The sequence below is a fragment of the Sphingomonas sp. 320_CC genome (genome assembly GCF_059691795.1).
This window is the reverse complement of the sequence record NZ_JCAWAE010000004.1, coordinates 64,274-80,079: the sequence shown is the minus strand read 5'-3', so window position 1 is coordinate 80,079 and position 15,806 is coordinate 64,274. Positions and strand designations below refer to the sequence as shown.

Genomic DNA, 15,806 nt, shown 5'->3' with positions numbered 1-15,806 from the left:
TTATGACAGTTCCACCGGAGAGCCGCGCAACTAAGCGCGCCACCGGCCACGATATTCGACAGGAGAGACGTGTGTCCCGCAAGAGCATCGCCACCGCCCTCGCTTCGGTAAGCCTCTGTGCATATTCCAGCGCGACATACGCGCAATCGCTGACGGTGAGCCCTGCCGAAACGCTCGAGACGCAGGGGTTGAGCGTCATCGTCGACCAGAACCAGTTGAGCCCGATCCGCTTCGCGGCGATGGCGATGGCGGTGACTGCGGAGGTGAAGTGATGCGCACCCTTTTTACCGCCATTGCGCTGCTGGCCTCCGCTACCTTCGCAACCACGTCATTGGCTGGACAGGATCCGGCGCCGGAGCAGCCGCCCCGCTACACCGCGATCAAGCTCTGGCCCAACGGCGCGCCGGGTTCGGCGGCACGCCGCGGCGAGGCGGAGATCGGCCGCGACTATTGGGTCCGCAACATCCACGATCCGTCGCTGCTCGCCTTTCCCGCCGACGTAGCGAACCGCAACGGAGCCGCGATCGTGATCATGCCCGGCGGTGGGCACAAATTACTCGTATGGACGAACGAGGGCACGAAGGTCGCGACCGCGCTGAACCGCATGGGGGTGACAGCGTTCGTGCTCAAATATCGCCTCGCGAACGAGCCAGGCTCGAAATATTCGGTCGAAGGCGATGCTGCGGACGACGCGCGGCGCGCGATGCGCTGGGTCCGGGCGCATGCCGCAGACTATGGCATCGATCCGTCGCGCGTCGGTGCGATGGGCTTTTCGGCAGGCGGCGAACTCGTGTCACTGATCGCGGACAATCCCGAGCCTGCTGAGCGTCGACCTGCCGATCCGATCGACCGTCAGTCCGCTCGCCCCGATTTCCAAGTGTTGGTCTTCCCCGGACCGCGAGGCATCCCAGCGACCGCCATCGACAACGCGCCCCCAGCGTTCCTGGTCGCCGGCAGCCGCGATCCTTGCTGCGCGGCACCGACGGTCACGCTCTACGAACAGTTGCGCAAGAGTGGCGTGTCGGCGGAACTTCACATGTATGCCGACAGTGGCCATGCGTTTAATCTCGACGAGTCGAACCGGATCTCGATTCTGCACTGGCCGGATCGCCTGCAAGACTGGCTAGCGGATGGCGGCTGGCTTTCGCCCCGACCTGCGAAATAAGGCACGGATAATTTGATTTTTGGGGCCGATCATGCCGGGCGACGATCCGCATTCTCCAACCCGGACTGTCGCCAATGGTTCTGGCTGACCCATTGACGAGACGGTCGTCCACCTGACCAGTCCGGGGGACAGAAAGTCCGCCCGGACGGAGTTTGGCACCGTCGCCTACATGCCGGCTGCGGTCGGGCGGACGATGACCTCGTTGATGTCCACCCCCTCGGGCTGCTCCAAAGCGTAGCGGATCGCGCGTGCGATTGCGTCGGGGGTCAGCGACTTTTGCCGCCATGTGGTCAGCGCAGTGGCAATATCCGGATCGGTGATGTCGTTGCCCAGCTCGGTTGCCACGACGCCGGGCGAAATGATCGTCGTGCGGATGTCATCATGCTCCTGGCGCAATCCTTCCGTGATCGCCCAGACCGCGTATTTGGTGGCGCAGTAGACCGCGGCGCTCGGCATCACGAAATGCGCGGCGATCGATGCGACGTTGACGACGTGGCCCGCCTTCTGCGCGATGAATCGCGGCAGCACGGCAGCGATCCCGTTCAGCACGCCGTGAACGTTGACGTCGATCATCCGCGTCCACTCGTCCTGCTTCAGCGCAGCGAGCGGCGACAGCGGCATCACGCCGGCATTGTTGATCAGTACGTCAACGCGCCCGAACCGCGCTTCAGCCGCATCGGCGAACGCGGCGAAGCTTGCCGCGTCGGTCACGTCCAGCACCTGCCACGCGACGTTGGCGCCGAGTTCGGCCGCCAGCGCTTCGAGCCGATCGGTCCTGCGCGCTCCGATGAAGAGACGCGCGCCCCTGCCCGCCAGTTCGCGCACGGTGGCCTCGCCGATACCGCTTGAGGCGCCGGTGATCAGCACTGTCTTGTCGATGACGTCGTTCATGATGGTTCCTTTCGTGTCGCCTCGCAGGCTGCGCACAGATGGAACCGGACTGCCTACCAGCGTGAGACCGATCTTCCGCAATCCTTGCACGATCCTCCGAAACGACCTCACCTCCGCTTGTGAGAATGGCTGGCAGCGGACACAGTCCCATGATGAGTACGATCGCAGACCTCGCCACGCTGGTTGCGCGCCATGTCCCGAGAACCGGCATGGTCAGCACGCCAATCCATCGACTGTCGCTGTTCCGGGCCGATGAGCCGACCGTGCCCCTGCCAGCCGTGTATGACGCGTCGCTTTGCATAATTGCCCAAGGGGCCAAGCGAGTCTCGCTCGGCGGAGAGAGCCTGCTCTACGATGCCGCCCATTATTTGCTGGTCTCGGTCGACCTGCCGCTCGTCGGACACGTCGTCCAGGCGGATCGTGACACGCCGTACCTCTGCTGCAAGATCGACATCGACCAGTCCGTGCTGGCGGACCTCATCCTGGCGGAAGGCGGCCGGGCGCCGAAAGCCGATCTGCCGGCGCTCGCGGTATATCGCAGCGACGACGATCTGGTCGACGCGGCGTGCCGACTGATGGGTCTGCTGGATCGACCGGACAGCATCGCTGCGCTAGCGCCGCTGATCGAACGGGAGATCCTGTACCGTTTGCTCGTGGGTCCCCACGGGGCTGCACTTCGCTACATGGCAGTCGCCGACAGCCACCTCAATCAGGTCAGCCGCGCTATCGCGACGATCCGCACCGGGTTCGATCGGCCGCTCCGCATCGGGGACATCGCCACCGCCGCGGGTATGAGCCCGTCGTCACTCCACGAACACTTCAAGGCAGTGACGAAAATGACGCCGTTAGCGTATCAAAAACAATTGCGGCTACAGGAGGCACGACGCCTGATGCTGTCAGGGAACACGACGGCAAGCGGCGCAGGTTTTGCCGTGGGTTATGAAAGCCCGTCACAGTTCAACCGCGAATATGCGCGCCTGTTCGGTGCTCCTCCGCGTCGTGACATCGAGCAACTCCAACTGAGCGGCAATTTACTGACGCCCGTGTAGCGACACTCCACTGGTTCGGCGATTTCTACCCGCTCGACAACGGCGCCGATCGCGGTTGCGGAAACGATGATCGCCGAACCGTTCCCGGTTCGAGGCGCCCGGCCAATCGCTAAGACTTTGCGGCAAAGCTATTCTCTTGTGGGCGGATCATCGCGCCTTCGATCTTAGTGGGACCGATGGCCTGCGCCTTTCGCCCCCCAGTCTCGAACGGTACAGGTGAGGAACGGAGGAGACGAGCATGACCGCAAACACGATGAAGGTGGACGACCAAGCCAAGATCGACCTGTTCCAGGTTATCGCGCCCATCGTAATGCAGTATCTCGCCGCGAACTCCCCGGATCGAGCACTGATTGCAGATGACATCATCGACTTCTTCGCGCTGTCGATCGCTGCGGTAATCGAAAACGACACGGATCTCTCGACCCCGCAGCATCTGCGAAAGGCAGGTGAGGCAGCCGGGAAGCATATCGCGCACTGGGTCAGGCTTCTGAAGCTGGATCACGAACACCGCGGCATGTCGTTGCTGGCGATGACGATGGGTACGGTTGCGTCCGACGAGGCACAGCAATAGCCGCCCAGTTGTTCCCCTGGTTCCCCTGCGCCTGCCAGCAGGCGACACCCGCAGCCGTCGGCTTCCAATAGCTCATGCTGGACTACGTCGTGGCTTGGACCTACCGCCGACGTGAACCGTCCGACTGATATGCGAATTACCTGGAACCAGCCTTCGAAGGTGAGCGCTTTAGCCCTCAGGAAGCCGGCACTCCCGGTCAATTTGGAATTTGAGCATGACGGAAGCGACTTGGGGCGACGATGCGAAGACGCCGGATATCGACTGGCGGATGAGTGCTGCGTTGGAGAATGTGCCGCGTGGGAACGAGAACCTCGCCGAGGTAACAAGCCTGGAGGGCGCTGTGCGTACGTGGATGACGCTCGATCCCGAGCATCGCGACGCTGCCGTGCTTACGCCGGAGCACCCTTTGCAAATCGACGGTGCGGCCCATGCAACCCTCGCTGGCGACGGTATCGCCGCGCTGGCCGAGCGGCTGCCTAGCGCAAACGACGAGGGCTGAGCCATGGCGTCTGCGAGCGTTCGCTTCGAGCCGGGCGAGTATGAATGGCTCGCCGAACGGCACGGCGTCCTGTTCCTCGGCCACACGGACCTTGGCATGGTCGAGTTCCTGATCACGAGCGAGGCGTTGGCGGAGTTCATCGACCCGGACCTCGACGGCATCGACAGCGATACCGCGATCGAGACGTATGGGGAATTCGAGTCCGATATACACCGTATCGCGCGACGCGAGTTCGTCAGCCGGCTGGGCGGGGAGCCCCCAGTCCTGCTCACGGCCGCCGACGTTTGGGACGAACCTTCGCAATTCCGCAGACCGTAACCCTTCGCCCGACAATCATATTGCCCGCCAACAAGGACTGATCTGATGGAAACCCGCAAACTGGGCCAGCAAGGCCTCGAAGTCTCCGCGCTGGGTCTCGGCTGCATGGGCATGTCCGACTTCTACGGGAGCCGCGACGAGACGGAGTCCATCGCGACGATCAATCGCGCACTGGATCTCGGCGTGACGTTCCTGGACACCGCCGACATGTACGGCGTTGGCGCCAACGAAGAACTGGTCGGTCGCGTGGTACGCGAGCGCCGCGAGTGGATCGTGGTCGCGAGCAAGTTCGGCAACGTCCGCGGGTCGGATGGCAGCTTCAAGGGGATCAACGGCCGCCCCGACTATGTGCGGTCGGCTTGCGACGCAAGCCTGAAGCGGACCGGACTCGATGTCATCGATCTCTACTATCAGCATCGCGTCGACCCCGACGTGCCGATCGAGGAGACCGTCGGTGCAATGGCCGACCTCGTTCGCGCGGGTAAGGTCAAGTATCTCGGCCTGTCCGAGGCTGCCCCCGCGACGATCCGCCGAGCGCATGCCGTGCACCCGATTACCGCGTTGCAGACCGAATACTCGCTGTGGAGCCGTGACGTCGAGGACCAGATTTTGCCGACGGTGCGCGAACTGGGGATCGGCTTCGTGCCGTACAGCCCGCTTGGCCGCGGCTTTCTTACAGGCCAGTTCAAGACACCCGACGATCTCGACGCAGGCGACACGCGCCGCAACCACCCGCGCTTTCAGGGCGCGGCGTTCCAGAAGAACCTCGACCTCGTCGCAGCGATCAGCACTATGGCGGCGGACAAGGGCTCCACGCCGGCCCAACTGGCGCTTGCATGGGTATTGCACCAGGGTGAGGATATCGTGCCGATCCCGGGTACCAAGCGGCGCAAGTATCTCGAGGACAATCTAGGCGCGCTCGACGTGGAGTTGAGCGATGCCGATCTCGCCCGTATCGATGACATTCTCCCACCCGGCGCAGCGCAGGGGACCCGCTACCCAGACGCCTCGATGGCGAGCATCGACGCGTGAGCGTTCCGTCTTTCGCGGCGATCGCACCGGGCAAGCTTGCGGTCGTCACGGGAGCGGCCGGCGGCATTGGACGGGCCGCTGTTCGTGCCTTTGCGGACGCGGGCATGCGGGTGGTTCTGGTCGACCGTTCCGGCGAGGCGCTGGAGCAGGCCGCGGCGTCGATGGACGGCGCAATTGCGCTGTCCGCCGACGTCGCGGATCGTGCCGCGATGGCTGCGCTGGCAAAGGAGGTGGTCGACCGTCACGGTCCCGTCTCGGTGCTGATGAACAACGCCGGCATCGGCGGGGGCGGTGACGTGTTTGCCGACCCATCAAAGTGGGACGAGGTGCTCGGCGTCAACCTGATGGGCGTGATCCACGGCGTCCAGGCCTTCGTCCCGGGCATGGTCGAAGGCGAGGCCCCTGCCCTCGTCATCAACACCGGCTCCAAACAGGGCATCACGCAGCCGCCCGGCAACACCGCCTACAACGTCAGCAAGGCCGGGGTGAAAGCGCTAACTGAAGGCCTTGCTCACAGTTTGCGCGAACGGACCGGAAGTCGGGTCAGTGCCCATCTGCTTGTGCCGGGCTTCACCTGGACCGGGATGACGGCTGGTCGACTGGCCGAGAAACCGCCCGGCGCGTGGACACCTGAACAGGTCGTGGCGCTGATGATGGACCGCGTGGCAGCGGGCGACTTCTACATCCTGTGCCCGGACAACGAGACAACGTCCGAACAGGATGCGAAGCGCATAGCGTGGGCGGCGGGGGACGTGATCGAAAACCGCCCCGCCCTGTCCCGCTGGCATGCGGATTGGCGCGATGTTTTTGCGGAATTCATGCGAGACTAGGCGCTTGCTGGGGGGCCTGCACGGCAAGTCATCGCTGCCGTGTCGGTCTCCGCTGGATGCGCCCGACCGTGCCGCTCCCCGTACACGCATGGCAGAGAAACGGATTGCTGATCTGATTGCGTGATGGAAGAATGCGGTCATGCAGATACTCAAAGTGGCCGGTCTCGCCCTCCTCGCGTCAGTTCCAACTAGTGCGCAGATCGTGGCACAACCCTCGGCAGGAACATACCAGCGCGCCATCGCGGCCGGTTACAAGGCGGCACTCTATTGCTCAGGCATCTTCAATGCAGGCCGTACGCCGGAGCAGATCGATGCCGATGAGTTGGCCGGCATCTACCCGGACTATGAGAAGATCGTGCCGACGCTCACGGCGAACGTCGACCGCACCCGCCAATCCGTCTCCGTAGGGTTCGATTCAAAGCTACCTCCCAGACGCGCGGAGTGGACTAGCGGGCATGGCTGCGTGACCCTGCCGATCGGCGGCACGGCACCGACTGGCCGCAAGGCGACGGCGGCACTTTCGATTGCGGCAGCTGATCCTCGTCGCTGGCCGCAAGGTGACGCTGGCATCGCACCGCGCCCATCGCCCACGCTGGCTGGCGCGGTCGGCAAGGCATTCGGGGCTACCTACGGCGTTGACACCAAGACCGTCGGCGTAATCGTCGTGAAGGACGGCAAAGTTCTTGCTGAGCAATATGACCGCGGTTTCGGGCCGTTCGTGTCCAACCGGACCTGGTCGGTCGGCAAGTCGATCGCCGGCACGCTCATCGGCCTGAACACTGCAGGCGCGTTGAAAGCCCCCGCCGCCGTACCACAATGGAAGACCGGCGATCCGCGTCATGCCATCACGCTCGACAATCTCCTGCGCATGGGATCCGGCCTGCACAGCGATACCGCCGGCAATCGCACCGATGCGATCTATTTCGGCGGGACCACGGTGGACGAACAGGCGGTGTCATGGCCTTTGGAGGCCCTGCCTGGCACGCGCTTCCGCTACGCCAACACCGACATCCTGCTCGCTGTCTATGCCACCCGAAACGCGATCGGAGAGGCGCGGTACCGGGCGTTGCCGGGCAGCCTGTTCGGCCCGCTCGGCATGGCGCATACCGTCGCCGAGACCGACTGGCACGGTAATTACATCCTCTCCAGCCAGGTCTGGTCGACCGCGCGCGACCTTGCGAGACTGGGATTGTTCTGGTCGCAGGACGGCGTCTGGCAGGGCAAGCGTATGCTGCCGGCAGGCTGGATGCGCACCATGACGACGCCGAGCGGACCGCAGCCGTTGAGCGGACCGGGCTATGGCGCGACGATGTGGCTGTTCGGCCCCAAGCAGGGCTTGCCCGAGGGCAGCTACGCCGCGCAAGGCAACCGGGGACAGTATGTCATGGTCATCCCGTCCCGACAGCTCGTGATTGTCAGGCGCGGCGAGGATCCTGGCACCGCGCGATTCGACATCGCGCACTTTGCCGCCGACGTCGCCGCGGCGTTACCGTAAACTTCTCAGGCGGAGTCCGCCGTGGCCGCTAGGGCTTCGTGAACACCGCCTTGGGCAGGACGACGTGGACACCCTTGTTGCGGTCGACGAGCTCGGTGATCTCGACATCGCCCGCCACGCTGATCAGCATATAGGCATCGTCGCGCGTCATGCCTTTTTCCGCGACGAGGAAATCGATCATGTTGCGCAGCGCCTTGCGGGTCGCATGGCTGAGATCGTCGTCGAAGCCCATCGCGATATAGGCCTTGGGCGTCTCGGCACGCGGATAGGTAATCGCCGCCTTCTTGTGGAGCACGAACTCGAACGTCCCGGTCAACGAAGTTTCCAGCGCCGTGATATCGACCTCGCCATTACCCTGCGCGGCATGGCCGTCGCCGACCTGGAACAGTGCGCCGGGGGCATAGACGGGGAGGAACAAGGTCGTTCCCGCGACGAGCGCCTTGTCGTCCATGTTGCCGCCGTTGATCGTCGGCGGCGCGCTGTCGTAGCGGCCGAACGCCGGGGGCGGCGCGACTCCCATGCTGCCGAAGAACGGCGCCAGCGGCACTTCGACGCCGGGCGCAAACAGGCCGACCATGCGCTTGGCATCCAAGGGCACGATCTTCATCCGCGCATAGGGAAAATCGTCGGTCAGGAACCCCGCCCCGTACCGGAATGCATTATAGGCATAGGGTATCGCCAGATCGACTTTACGGATGCGCACTTCCAGCATATCGCCGGGTTCCGCGCCTGTGATCGCGATCGGTCCTGTCAGGATATGGCCGCCGGGGCCGCGGGCGCTGGCCGGGACGCCGTTATAGATCGCACGCAGGGCTGGTTCGATCTGCGCGGGCGCGACGCCGGCCTTTTCCAGGCCCGCCGGACTGTTGGTCAGCAACGTATGGATCACCACCGTGTCGCCCGACCGGATCGTCAGCACCGGCTTGTCGGTCGCATCGTAATGCCCCCAGGCGACCGTCTGCGGCGTCGCCTTCAGTTCGTAGGTCTCGGCATCCGCGGGCGTCGTCGCGGCAGCCAGAGCGGCAAGGATCAGGTAGCGCATCGTCATTCCCTCAATAAGCCAGCGCGCAGCCATCGGCGCGCATCTCGCTGGCCGCGGCATAGACCCGCGTCGCGCCGTCCATGCGGTGCTCGACGCATTCGTAGCGACCGAAGCCGCCATCGGGCTCACCGATCGTCCAGCCGATGTCGGCCAAGCGCTGCTTCGTGGCGACGGGCACGCCCGATTCCAGCCGCAGCAATCCGCGTGGGTCGAGCCCGGCGCTGTCCTCCCCCATCGATTGCGACGAGCCTTCATGGTGCCAGCGCGGCGCATCGCCCGCCGACTGGATCTCGAGGCCATAGTCGACGCGGTTGACGATGATCTGCGTCTGCCCCTGCGGTTGCATGTCGCCGCCCATCACGCCGAAGCTCATCCAGGGATCGCCGCCGCGCGTCGCGAAACCGGGGATGATCGTCTGGAACGGCCGCTTGCCGGGCGCGTAGATATTGGGATGGCCGTCCCTCAGGCTGAACAGCTGCCCGCGATCCTGGAACATGAAGCCGAGACCATCGGCGACCAGTCCCGACCCCATGCCGCGGAAATTCGACTGGATCATCGACACCATCATGCCATCCTTGTCGGCGCAGCTGAAATAGGTGGTGTCGCCGTGGCTGGGCGCCTGCCCGGGATGGACGGGATCGAGGATCCGGTCACGGCGGATCAGCTTCGCGCGCTGGCGGGCGTATTCCTTGGATACCAGCCACTCGACCGGCACCTTGCTGAAATGCGGATCGGCGTAGAAGCGCGCGCGGTCTTCATAGGCGAGCCGCTTGGCTTCCGCCTGCAGATGGATCGACAGCGGTGACTGGAAGCCCGCGTCGCCGAGATCGAAGGTCTCTAGGATGTTCAGGATCTGCAGCGTCGCGATGCCCTGCGTGTTAGCACCCAGCGCGTGCACGTCCACGCCGCGATAGCCCGTCCGGTGTGGCTCGATCCATTCCGAGCGGTGCGCGGCCAGATCCTCAAGGCGCAGCCAGCCGCCGATCCGCTTGAAGTAGCGATCGATGACACGCGCAATCTCGCCGGTATAGAATGCGTCGCGTCCGCCCGCCGCGATCGCACGATAGGTGCGGGCGAGATCGGGATTGCGAAACACCTGCCCGACCGCCGGGCCCTTGCCGTCGGCGAGGCCATAGGTCCTGAGGGCGTTCGCCGTTTCCTCGATGCCGTTACCCGGCCGGCGGAATGCCGCCATGCTGCGGCGGATGTAATAGGCGATGATGTCCGGCACCGGCGCGCCTGCCTCGGCATGCGTGATCGCCGGCTCGAACAGCCGCGCCCAGGGCAGCCGGCCATAGCGTTGGTGCATCGTCCACCAGGCATCCACTGCACCCGGCACGGATACGGACACCGCACCCAGCGGCGGCAGCGCCCCGCCGCGGGCCCGCGACCGCACTGTTTCCAGGCTCAGGCCCCTTGGCGACGCGCCCGACCCGGCGAGCCCGACGACCTTGCGCTGCTTCGGATCCCAGATCATCGCATAGGCGTCGCCACCGATGCCACTCGACGTCGGCTCCAGGAAACCGAGACACGCGTTGATCGCGATCGCGGCATCGACCGCCGATCCGCCTCGTCGCAGGATGTCGATCCCCGCCTGCGACGCCAGCGGATGCGCAGTCCCCGCAGCGCCGTTTAGGCCGTAGGCGGCGGTACGCGAGGCGAAACTCGCCCCGACCGGGCGATCGCCCGCGGCTACGTCGGGACGAAGGAAGCGGTCCTCCCCGGCAACCCAGCGCGGGGGGAGCGTCGCGGTCTTCGGCCGAGGCGCACCGCCCTGCCCCGGTCCCGGTGCCCCCTGCTTGCCGGGAACGCCGGGTCCGGCCTGACCGCCTTGTGCCATACCGATGCCCGGCAGCAATGCGGCCCCCGGCAAGGCGGCAATGAAAGTTCGACGACGCATAGAGGACGCTCCCGGTGCTGATGACCGATCTTCGCTGGCTCCGTGAGCGAGTTCAAGGGGTTGATAGCGCCCGCGTCGCTACAGCGTCCGTCCACCTAAGCGGACTCCGTCAGACACCGTAGTCGCAGCGCCTAACCGTCGCGCGGGGCGCGGGCGATCACGGCTTGAGCGACACGAAGACGGGCCTTCCAGATCTTGACCGACGGATGCCCGGCAGCGAGGCGGACCAGCCGCCCCTCGATCTGCGCGACCTCTCGCTTGGCTGCATCGAGCTCGGTCGCTGTCGGTGCAGGCTGGATATTGGCGCGTGCATGCGCGCCGGTGCGTCCCTTGCTCTTTGTCATGGGCAACGCGATGGTCTCAGATGGCAGGGGCCGTCAATATAGGACGGCATCTATGACAGGTCCCAGCATGTCGCCGACCGATCCGCCGTTGCTAAATACGGGCTCGGGCGTTCGTGACGGCATGAACGACAGCCCGCTATCGATCCGCGACCAGACCAAGACCGGCATCGTTCGGCAGGTGCGGACTCTGTTCAATGACCAGGCTCGTGGCGAGGAGCCGGTGAAGCGGAGCGATACTGCACTGTTTCCGCCCGATTCCATGATCTGGCGTGTGCATGGCGACGTTGTCAGCATGATGGTTGGCGGCGTGTCCGCGTTGCTGCTGCAGATGCTGCATCCAGCCGTTCTAGCCGGGGTTTGGGACCATTCGAACTTCCGAACCGATATGCTCGGCAGGCTGCGGCGCACTGCCCGATTCATTGCTGCCACCACCTATGGCGAGCGCGCGGAGGCAGAGACGGCAATAGCGCGAGTCCGCGCAGTCCATTCGCACATCGGTGGCACGCTTCCCGACGGTACGCCCTACCGTGCCGACGACCCCAGTTTATTGGCGTGGGTCCATGTATCCGAGGCGTGGTCCTTCCTGGCTGCCTGGCAACACTACGGAGATCGTCGACTGACGCTCGCGCAGGAGGATCTCTACTACGCCGAGTTCGCGAGCATAGGATCGGCACTGGGTGCCGACGCCCTACCGCGGAACCGTGCGAGCACGAATCAGGCGCTTCGTGATATGCAGCCGGCGTTGATTGCAGACGGTCGCACGCGCGAGGTCGCGCGGTTGGTGCTGGATCAGACGCCGGGCAATCCGCTGGCAATACCGCTTCAAAGAACCATCGCCCAGGCGGCGGTGGACCTTCTCCCGAGCTGGGCACGTCGGTTGCATGGCCTGCATGCGTCGCCGGTATTCATGAGACCCGTCGTTCGGTCCGGTACGCGACAGATGGCGAAAACGTTGCGCTGGGCCTTCGACGGCAACTGAAGCGGGAGGCGCAGAACTGGCGAAGCTCGTTGCTACCCATCGACGGCATGGTCCGGGAGTGATTTCATGAAGACGTTGACCATCATTGGCCGGAATATCGGCGATATCCCAACCTTCTACGCCGAGATAAACCGGGTGTTTATGGCCAAGGAAGATTGGCAATTGGGCGAAAGCCTCGATGCGCTGAACGACCTGCTCTATGGCGGCTACGGCGCGATCGAGGGGCGGGAGAGGGTTCGTATCGTCTGGCAGGACGTTGCGGCCAGCAGGACGGCGCTCGGTGTCGAGACGACCCGGGCGTTCCTCGCCAGAAAGTTGCGGCGACCGGCCGGCTTCGACGTGGCTGCGATTGGTCGCCAGCTGGACGCGCTCGACCGTGGCACCGGGCAAACCTATTTCGAGATCGTCGTGGAGATCTTCAGCGATCATCCGAACATCGAGCTTGTTATGGCTTGATGCGAAGCGATCGAGTTCCGTTGGCGATTTGCCGTGCAGACGTTGACGCAACCTCCGCCGTCTCTCGACTTTACCCTTGGCTACCGAATGATTGAACGCGAGGTACGCGAGCGCGTTGTCGATCGAGAAGGGGCACGTCGCCTCGGAGCGCGAGGACACGACATGGCAAAGCCCTTCACGATTGCAGTACCGGACGAGCGGCTCGCCGGCATCAACGCCAAAGTCGCATCGTTCGACTGGGGGGCGCTGCCGGACGCCGGAAGCTGGCAGTCGGGCGTCGGCCTCGCAGATCTCAAGCGGCTCGTGGATTATTGGCGTACTCGGTTCGACTGGCGTACGCAGGAACGTCGGTTGAATGCTTTACCCCACTTCACCAGCGAAGTACTCGGCCAGAAGCTTCATTTCGTTCACGCGCGGGGCGATGGTTCACGCGCACCGCTGCTCCTGCTGCACGGCTGGCCGGGGTCGTTCATTGAATTCGAAGCGCTGATCGCCCCGTTAGTGGCCGACGGCCATGACGTCGTCGTGCCCTCGCTCCCGGGCTACGCCTTCTCCGGGCGTCCTGCCGCGCCGATCGGACCGCGTCGAACGGGCGAGATCATGCATGGCCTGATGACCGAACTGTTCGGTGATGCTCGCTATCTGGTGCAAGGCGGTGACTGGGGCGCAGCAATCGGAAGCTGGATGGCGCACGATCATCCTGAAGCGATCGACGCGCTGCACCTCAACATGGTTCTCATCCAGGCTGCAGACGTATCGCCGAAGACGCCCGACGAACTCGCCTGGGCAGCACGACGCGCGACGCTGGCCAAGGAGGAGACCGGCTACTCGCAAGAGCAGGGCACGCGTCCGCAGACGCTCGGGGTCGCCATGGCGGACAGCCCCGTCGGCGTTGCCGCCTGGATCCTGGAAAAGTTCGGTGCATGGGCGGACGTGCCGCGCGACGAACAGGGCCGGCCCGATCTTTGGCAAGCCTTCGACGAGGACACGCTCCTCACCAACATCATGCTTTACCTTGTCGAGGGGTCCTTCATCACATCGACCTGGATGTATCGCGGTCGCGTATTGGAGGGGTCGGGCCAATTTCCGGCCGGCAGCCGCATCAAGGTGCCGACCGGCGTCGCAGCCTTCCCAGACCCCGTCTTCCCGCCGCCGCCACGATCACACGCCCGCAAGACCTACAACATCGTCCACTGGAGCGAGATGAAGGCCGGCGGCCATTTCGCTGCACTCGAGCAGCCCGAACTCCTGTTGGCCGATATGCGACGCTTCTTCGCGGACCAAGCATCCTCACAGAGGGGCAGACGCCATCGGCTGATCGGCGCGGCTGGCCTCGCTGGCGTCGCCGCCATAGGCCTTTGGGCACTGGCAGTCGGTAGCCGACGCTCGGAAGATACAGAGGGCCGGCGCCGCGCGACCTACCCGCCACTGGATGTCCCCAAAGCAGTTGCCGACGGTGTGTGGATCGTCGACAGCGGACCGATCGATGCGATGGGTTTCGCGTTACCTGTACGGATGACGATCCTTAGGCTCGAGAACGGTGATCTGCTGTTACACTCGCCCACCCCCTTTTCGACCGAGCTGGCCAAGGCCGTCGAGGCGCTGGGTCGGGTGCGGCATCTCGTCGCACCCAACGTGGCCCACTGGACTTTCCTTGCCGACTGGCAACGCGCCTACCCCGAAGCGACCAATTGGGCCGCGCCGGGGCTACGGGACCGGGCGCCGGTCCGTGCATCGTCCGTCCGGTTCGATGCCGAACTGGGTGAGACAGCCCCCGCCGAATGGTCGGGCGCGCTCGATCAGGGCATCGTACCGGGCGGTGCAGGTTTCAACGAGGTCTGGTTCTTCCACCGGCCAACCAAGACGCTCGTTCTCGTCGACCTCATCGAAAACCTAGATCCTGAAAAGCTTCCGCCCATCACGCGAATGGTGATGCAGGCCTCCGCTGCGACGCACGGCACGACCGCACGGTACCTGCGCCTACCGGTACGACTAGGTGGAGCGGACGCCAAAAAAGCTGTGCAGGCGATCGTGGCGCTCGAGCCTGACCGGGTGATCTTCGCTCACGGGCGCCCATTCGACATCGATGGTGCGGCACGATTGAAGCGTGCCTTCGAATGGCTGATTTAGGCACTATCCCGTGCAGTCGCTGCTGTCGCCTTTGCCTTAGAATGTCGTTCGGGCGTCGGTTTCAGCAGCCGCGGCCGGCGGCATCGTTTATCGGCGGCGTATTGGTTCCCGATAGCTATAGTGGACTAATATGCCGTCGAAACTGACCACGTGATCAGCGGCACGACTGTACCGGTTTCCCCGCGCGGACCGCTCAGCGCGGCAAGGCGATCGTCACGTACGACTGCCAGCGCCTCAAGGCGCGTACTCCACTGCATGGCGCCCAGCAGAAATGGCTGCTCAAGGGCTGCGCCGGCGCTGAGGTAGCTACGGCTACCACTTCCCGAACCATAAAAGCCGCCCCGTCCTCGCCCGATCGCGACCGGTATGCTCAATTTCGGCCCGTCTTCGCGCTCGGAAAGGTCGAAACCCGGTTCGATCGCCGCCAGCGTGAAGACTCCGTTGTCTCCCTTCGGTCGCATCGTGACGGCCAAGGTCGGTGACAATTTGCCAACTACGTCATCGCCGTCATAGGCAAGCGACAGACTCGCCTCGTGCGTCGTGGCCGACACGCCGTTGGGACTCGTCTTGATCGTATAGACCCCCGCGGCTCTCAGCCCCTTTACCGACGTGAACACCAGAGCCGCGAGGTTGTTGCTCTCGTACCATATCCGCGGCGTCGACATTTCTCCCGTCGACGGCGCATGAAAACCATTGGAGGAGCGCAACACCAGCCAGCTGGTCGCCGCGCCATCCGAGCCGTGCGACAGATCGATCGCGACCCCGAGTTGCGCATGGACAGGCAGCCGGTCTAGGTCCGCACGATCGTCATCGTAATTGCCTCGCGCGAAGTCGCCATTGCGGACGTCGAACACTAGTTGAGGATGAAGGTCGCCGCCCCCGGATATTTTGACCGACCCTAACGTCGCATCCTCGGTATCGATCGTCGGCACCGACTGCGCTGACGCATCGATGGACGCCAGCACGGCAATTGCCGACCACGCGAAGCGCGCGCCACGAAAACATGTCAGAAATTTCATGTTACTTAGCCTCGTGTACTATCGTCGTTGGTATGTCCGAAGAACGGCGGTTGATTTGGGGAGAAACGTACTGATCTACATTTAAA

At 64.3% G+C, this 15,806-nt stretch carries 17 protein-coding genes; 12 read left to right on the top strand and 5 right to left on the bottom strand.

Annotated features, from left to right (window positions below; genetic code table 11):
• Positions 1–71: 71 nt before the first annotated feature.
• Together AC59GX_RS16145 and AC59GX_RS16140 are read left to right on the top strand one after the other, a co-directional pair.
• Entirely contained in the window at positions 72–272 is a 201-nt protein-coding gene (locus tag AC59GX_RS16145; protein WP_426282355.1) for a hypothetical protein, read from the top strand.
• Positions 272–1,165: an alpha/beta hydrolase gene (locus AC59GX_RS16140; RefSeq protein WP_426282356.1), complete on the top strand. Its 894-nt coding sequence runs from the start codon at positions 272–274 to the stop codon at positions 1,163–1,165. Before AC59GX_RS16145 ends, AC59GX_RS16140 begins: the two co-directional genes overlap by 1 nt.
• Before the next feature lie 165 nt (positions 1,166–1,330).
• On the opposite strand, the gene AC59GX_RS16135 is transcribed toward AC59GX_RS16140, so the two are convergent.
• Entirely contained in the window at positions 1,331–2,056 is a 726-nt protein-coding gene (locus tag AC59GX_RS16135) for an SDR family oxidoreductase (protein WP_426282357.1), read from the bottom strand.
• Between the two features lie 152 nt (positions 2,057–2,208).
• On the opposite strand from AC59GX_RS16135, the gene AC59GX_RS16130 reads away from it, so the two are divergent.
• The 7 genes from AC59GX_RS16130 (at position 2,209) to AC59GX_RS16100 (ending at position 7,850) form a co-directional block, all read left to right on the top strand.
• Positions 2,209–3,105, top strand: a complete 897-nt coding sequence (locus AC59GX_RS16130; protein ID WP_426282455.1) for an AraC family transcriptional regulator — start codon at positions 2,209–2,211, stop codon at positions 3,103–3,105.
• Between the two features lie 238 nt (positions 3,106–3,343).
• The gene (locus AC59GX_RS16125) at positions 3,344–3,676 is read left to right on the top strand and encodes a hypothetical protein (RefSeq protein ID WP_253070324.1); all 333 of its coding nucleotides are present in this window, start codon (positions 3,344–3,346) and stop codon (positions 3,674–3,676) included.
• A gap of 214 nt (positions 3,677–3,890) precedes the next feature.
• Complete coding sequence (locus tag AC59GX_RS16120; RefSeq protein ID WP_426282358.1) at positions 3,891–4,175, top strand: hypothetical protein; 285 nt, start codon at positions 3,891–3,893, stop codon at positions 4,173–4,175.
• Positions 4,176–4,178: 3 nt separating this feature from the next.
• Positions 4,179–4,493: a DUF1488 family protein gene (locus AC59GX_RS16115; RefSeq protein WP_426282359.1), complete on the top strand. Its 315-nt coding sequence runs from the start codon at positions 4,179–4,181 to the stop codon at positions 4,491–4,493.
• A gap of 45 nt (positions 4,494–4,538) precedes the next feature.
• Entirely contained in the window at positions 4,539–5,525 is a 987-nt protein-coding gene (locus AC59GX_RS16110; RefSeq protein ID WP_426282360.1) for an aldo/keto reductase, read from the top strand.
• Positions 5,522–6,355: an SDR family NAD(P)-dependent oxidoreductase gene (locus tag AC59GX_RS16105; protein ID WP_426282361.1), complete on the top strand. Its 834-nt coding sequence runs from the start codon at positions 5,522–5,524 to the stop codon at positions 6,353–6,355. Before AC59GX_RS16110 ends, AC59GX_RS16105 begins: the two co-directional genes overlap by 4 nt.
• Before the next feature lie 139 nt (positions 6,356–6,494).
• Entirely contained in the window at positions 6,495–7,850 is a 1,356-nt protein-coding gene (locus AC59GX_RS16100) for a serine hydrolase domain-containing protein (RefSeq protein WP_426282362.1), read from the top strand.
• Between the two features lie 28 nt (positions 7,851–7,878).
• Here the strand turns inward: AC59GX_RS16100 and AC59GX_RS16095 are convergent, their stop codons facing one another.
• From AC59GX_RS16095 to AC59GX_RS16085, 3 genes are all read right to left on the bottom strand, one after another.
• Entirely contained in the window at positions 7,879–8,892 is a 1,014-nt protein-coding gene (locus tag AC59GX_RS16095; RefSeq protein WP_426282363.1) for an acetamidase/formamidase family protein, read from the bottom strand.
• Positions 8,893–8,902: 10 nt separating this feature from the next.
• Positions 8,903–10,792, bottom strand: a complete 1,890-nt coding sequence (locus AC59GX_RS16090) for a gamma-glutamyltransferase family protein (RefSeq protein WP_426282364.1) — start codon at positions 10,790–10,792, stop codon at positions 8,903–8,905.
• Between the two features lie 131 nt (positions 10,793–10,923).
• A complete protein-coding gene (locus AC59GX_RS16085) occupies positions 10,924–11,136 on the bottom strand; it encodes a hypothetical protein (protein WP_426282365.1) in 213 nt (70 codons plus the stop codon).
• 121 nt (positions 11,137–11,257) lie between these two features.
• Here AC59GX_RS16085 and AC59GX_RS16080 point away from each other — a divergent pair, with 121 nt between their 5' ends.
• The 3 genes from AC59GX_RS16080 (at position 11,258) to AC59GX_RS16070 (ending at position 14,701) form a co-directional block, all read left to right on the top strand.
• On the top strand, positions 11,258–12,115 hold the full coding sequence (locus AC59GX_RS16080; protein ID WP_426282456.1) for an oxygenase MpaB family protein: 858 nt from the start codon (positions 11,258–11,260) through the stop codon (positions 12,113–12,115).
• A 66-nt stretch (positions 12,116–12,181) separates the two neighbouring features.
• Complete coding sequence (locus tag AC59GX_RS16075; protein ID WP_426282366.1) at positions 12,182–12,571, top strand: barstar family protein; 390 nt, start codon at positions 12,182–12,184, stop codon at positions 12,569–12,571.
• A 33-nt stretch (positions 12,572–12,604) separates the two neighbouring features.
• Positions 12,605–14,701, top strand: coding sequence for an alpha/beta fold hydrolase (locus tag AC59GX_RS16070; protein WP_497302071.1), 2,097 nt, complete (start codon positions 12,605–12,607; stop codon positions 14,699–14,701).
• 125 nt (positions 14,702–14,826) lie between these two features.
• Here AC59GX_RS16070 and AC59GX_RS16065 read toward each other — a convergent pair whose 3' ends face one another.
• Positions 14,827–15,720, bottom strand: a complete 894-nt coding sequence (locus tag AC59GX_RS16065; RefSeq protein ID WP_497302070.1) for a hypothetical protein — start codon at positions 15,718–15,720, stop codon at positions 14,827–14,829.
• Positions 15,721–15,806 lie beyond the last annotated feature (86 nt).

Excerpts from the sequence above, each read along its gene's own strand:
- AC59GX_RS16135 (WP_426282357.1), bottom strand. The coding sequence starts at position 2,056 with ATGAACGACGTCATCGACAAGACAGTGCTGATCACCGGCGCCTCAAGC.
- AC59GX_RS16140 (WP_426282356.1), top strand. The coding sequence starts at position 272 with ATGCGCACCCTTTTTACCGCCATTGCGCTGCTGGCCTCCGCTACCTTC.
- AC59GX_RS16090 (WP_426282364.1), bottom strand. The coding sequence starts at position 10,792 with ATGCGTCGTCGAACTTTCATTGCCGCCTTGCCGGGGGCCGCATTGCTG.
- AC59GX_RS16085 (WP_426282365.1), bottom strand. The coding sequence starts at position 11,136 with ATGACAAAGAGCAAGGGACGCACCGGCGCGCATGCACGCGCCAATATC.
- AC59GX_RS16065 (WP_497302070.1), bottom strand. The coding sequence starts at position 15,720 with ATGAAATTTCTGACATGTTTTCGTGGCGCGCGCTTCGCGTGGTCGGCA.
- AC59GX_RS16095 (WP_426282363.1), bottom strand. The coding sequence starts at position 8,892 with ATGCGCTACCTGATCCTTGCCGCTCTGGCTGCCGCGACGACGCCCGCG.
- AC59GX_RS16075 (WP_426282366.1), top strand. The coding sequence starts at position 12,182 with ATGAAGACGTTGACCATCATTGGCCGGAATATCGGCGATATCCCAACC.
- AC59GX_RS16080 (WP_426282456.1), top strand. The coding sequence starts at position 11,258 with ATGAACGACAGCCCGCTATCGATCCGCGACCAGACCAAGACCGGCATC.
- AC59GX_RS16115 (WP_426282359.1), top strand. The coding sequence starts at position 4,179 with ATGGCGTCTGCGAGCGTTCGCTTCGAGCCGGGCGAGTATGAATGGCTC.
- AC59GX_RS16100 (WP_426282362.1), top strand. The coding sequence starts at position 6,495 with ATGCAGATACTCAAAGTGGCCGGTCTCGCCCTCCTCGCGTCAGTTCCA.
- AC59GX_RS16125 (WP_253070324.1), top strand. The coding sequence starts at position 3,344 with ATGACCGCAAACACGATGAAGGTGGACGACCAAGCCAAGATCGACCTG.
- AC59GX_RS16120 (WP_426282358.1), top strand. The coding sequence starts at position 3,891 with ATGACGGAAGCGACTTGGGGCGACGATGCGAAGACGCCGGATATCGAC.
- AC59GX_RS16130 (WP_426282455.1), top strand. The coding sequence starts at position 2,209 with ATGAGTACGATCGCAGACCTCGCCACGCTGGTTGCGCGCCATGTCCCG.
- AC59GX_RS16110 (WP_426282360.1), top strand. The coding sequence starts at position 4,539 with ATGGAAACCCGCAAACTGGGCCAGCAAGGCCTCGAAGTCTCCGCGCTG.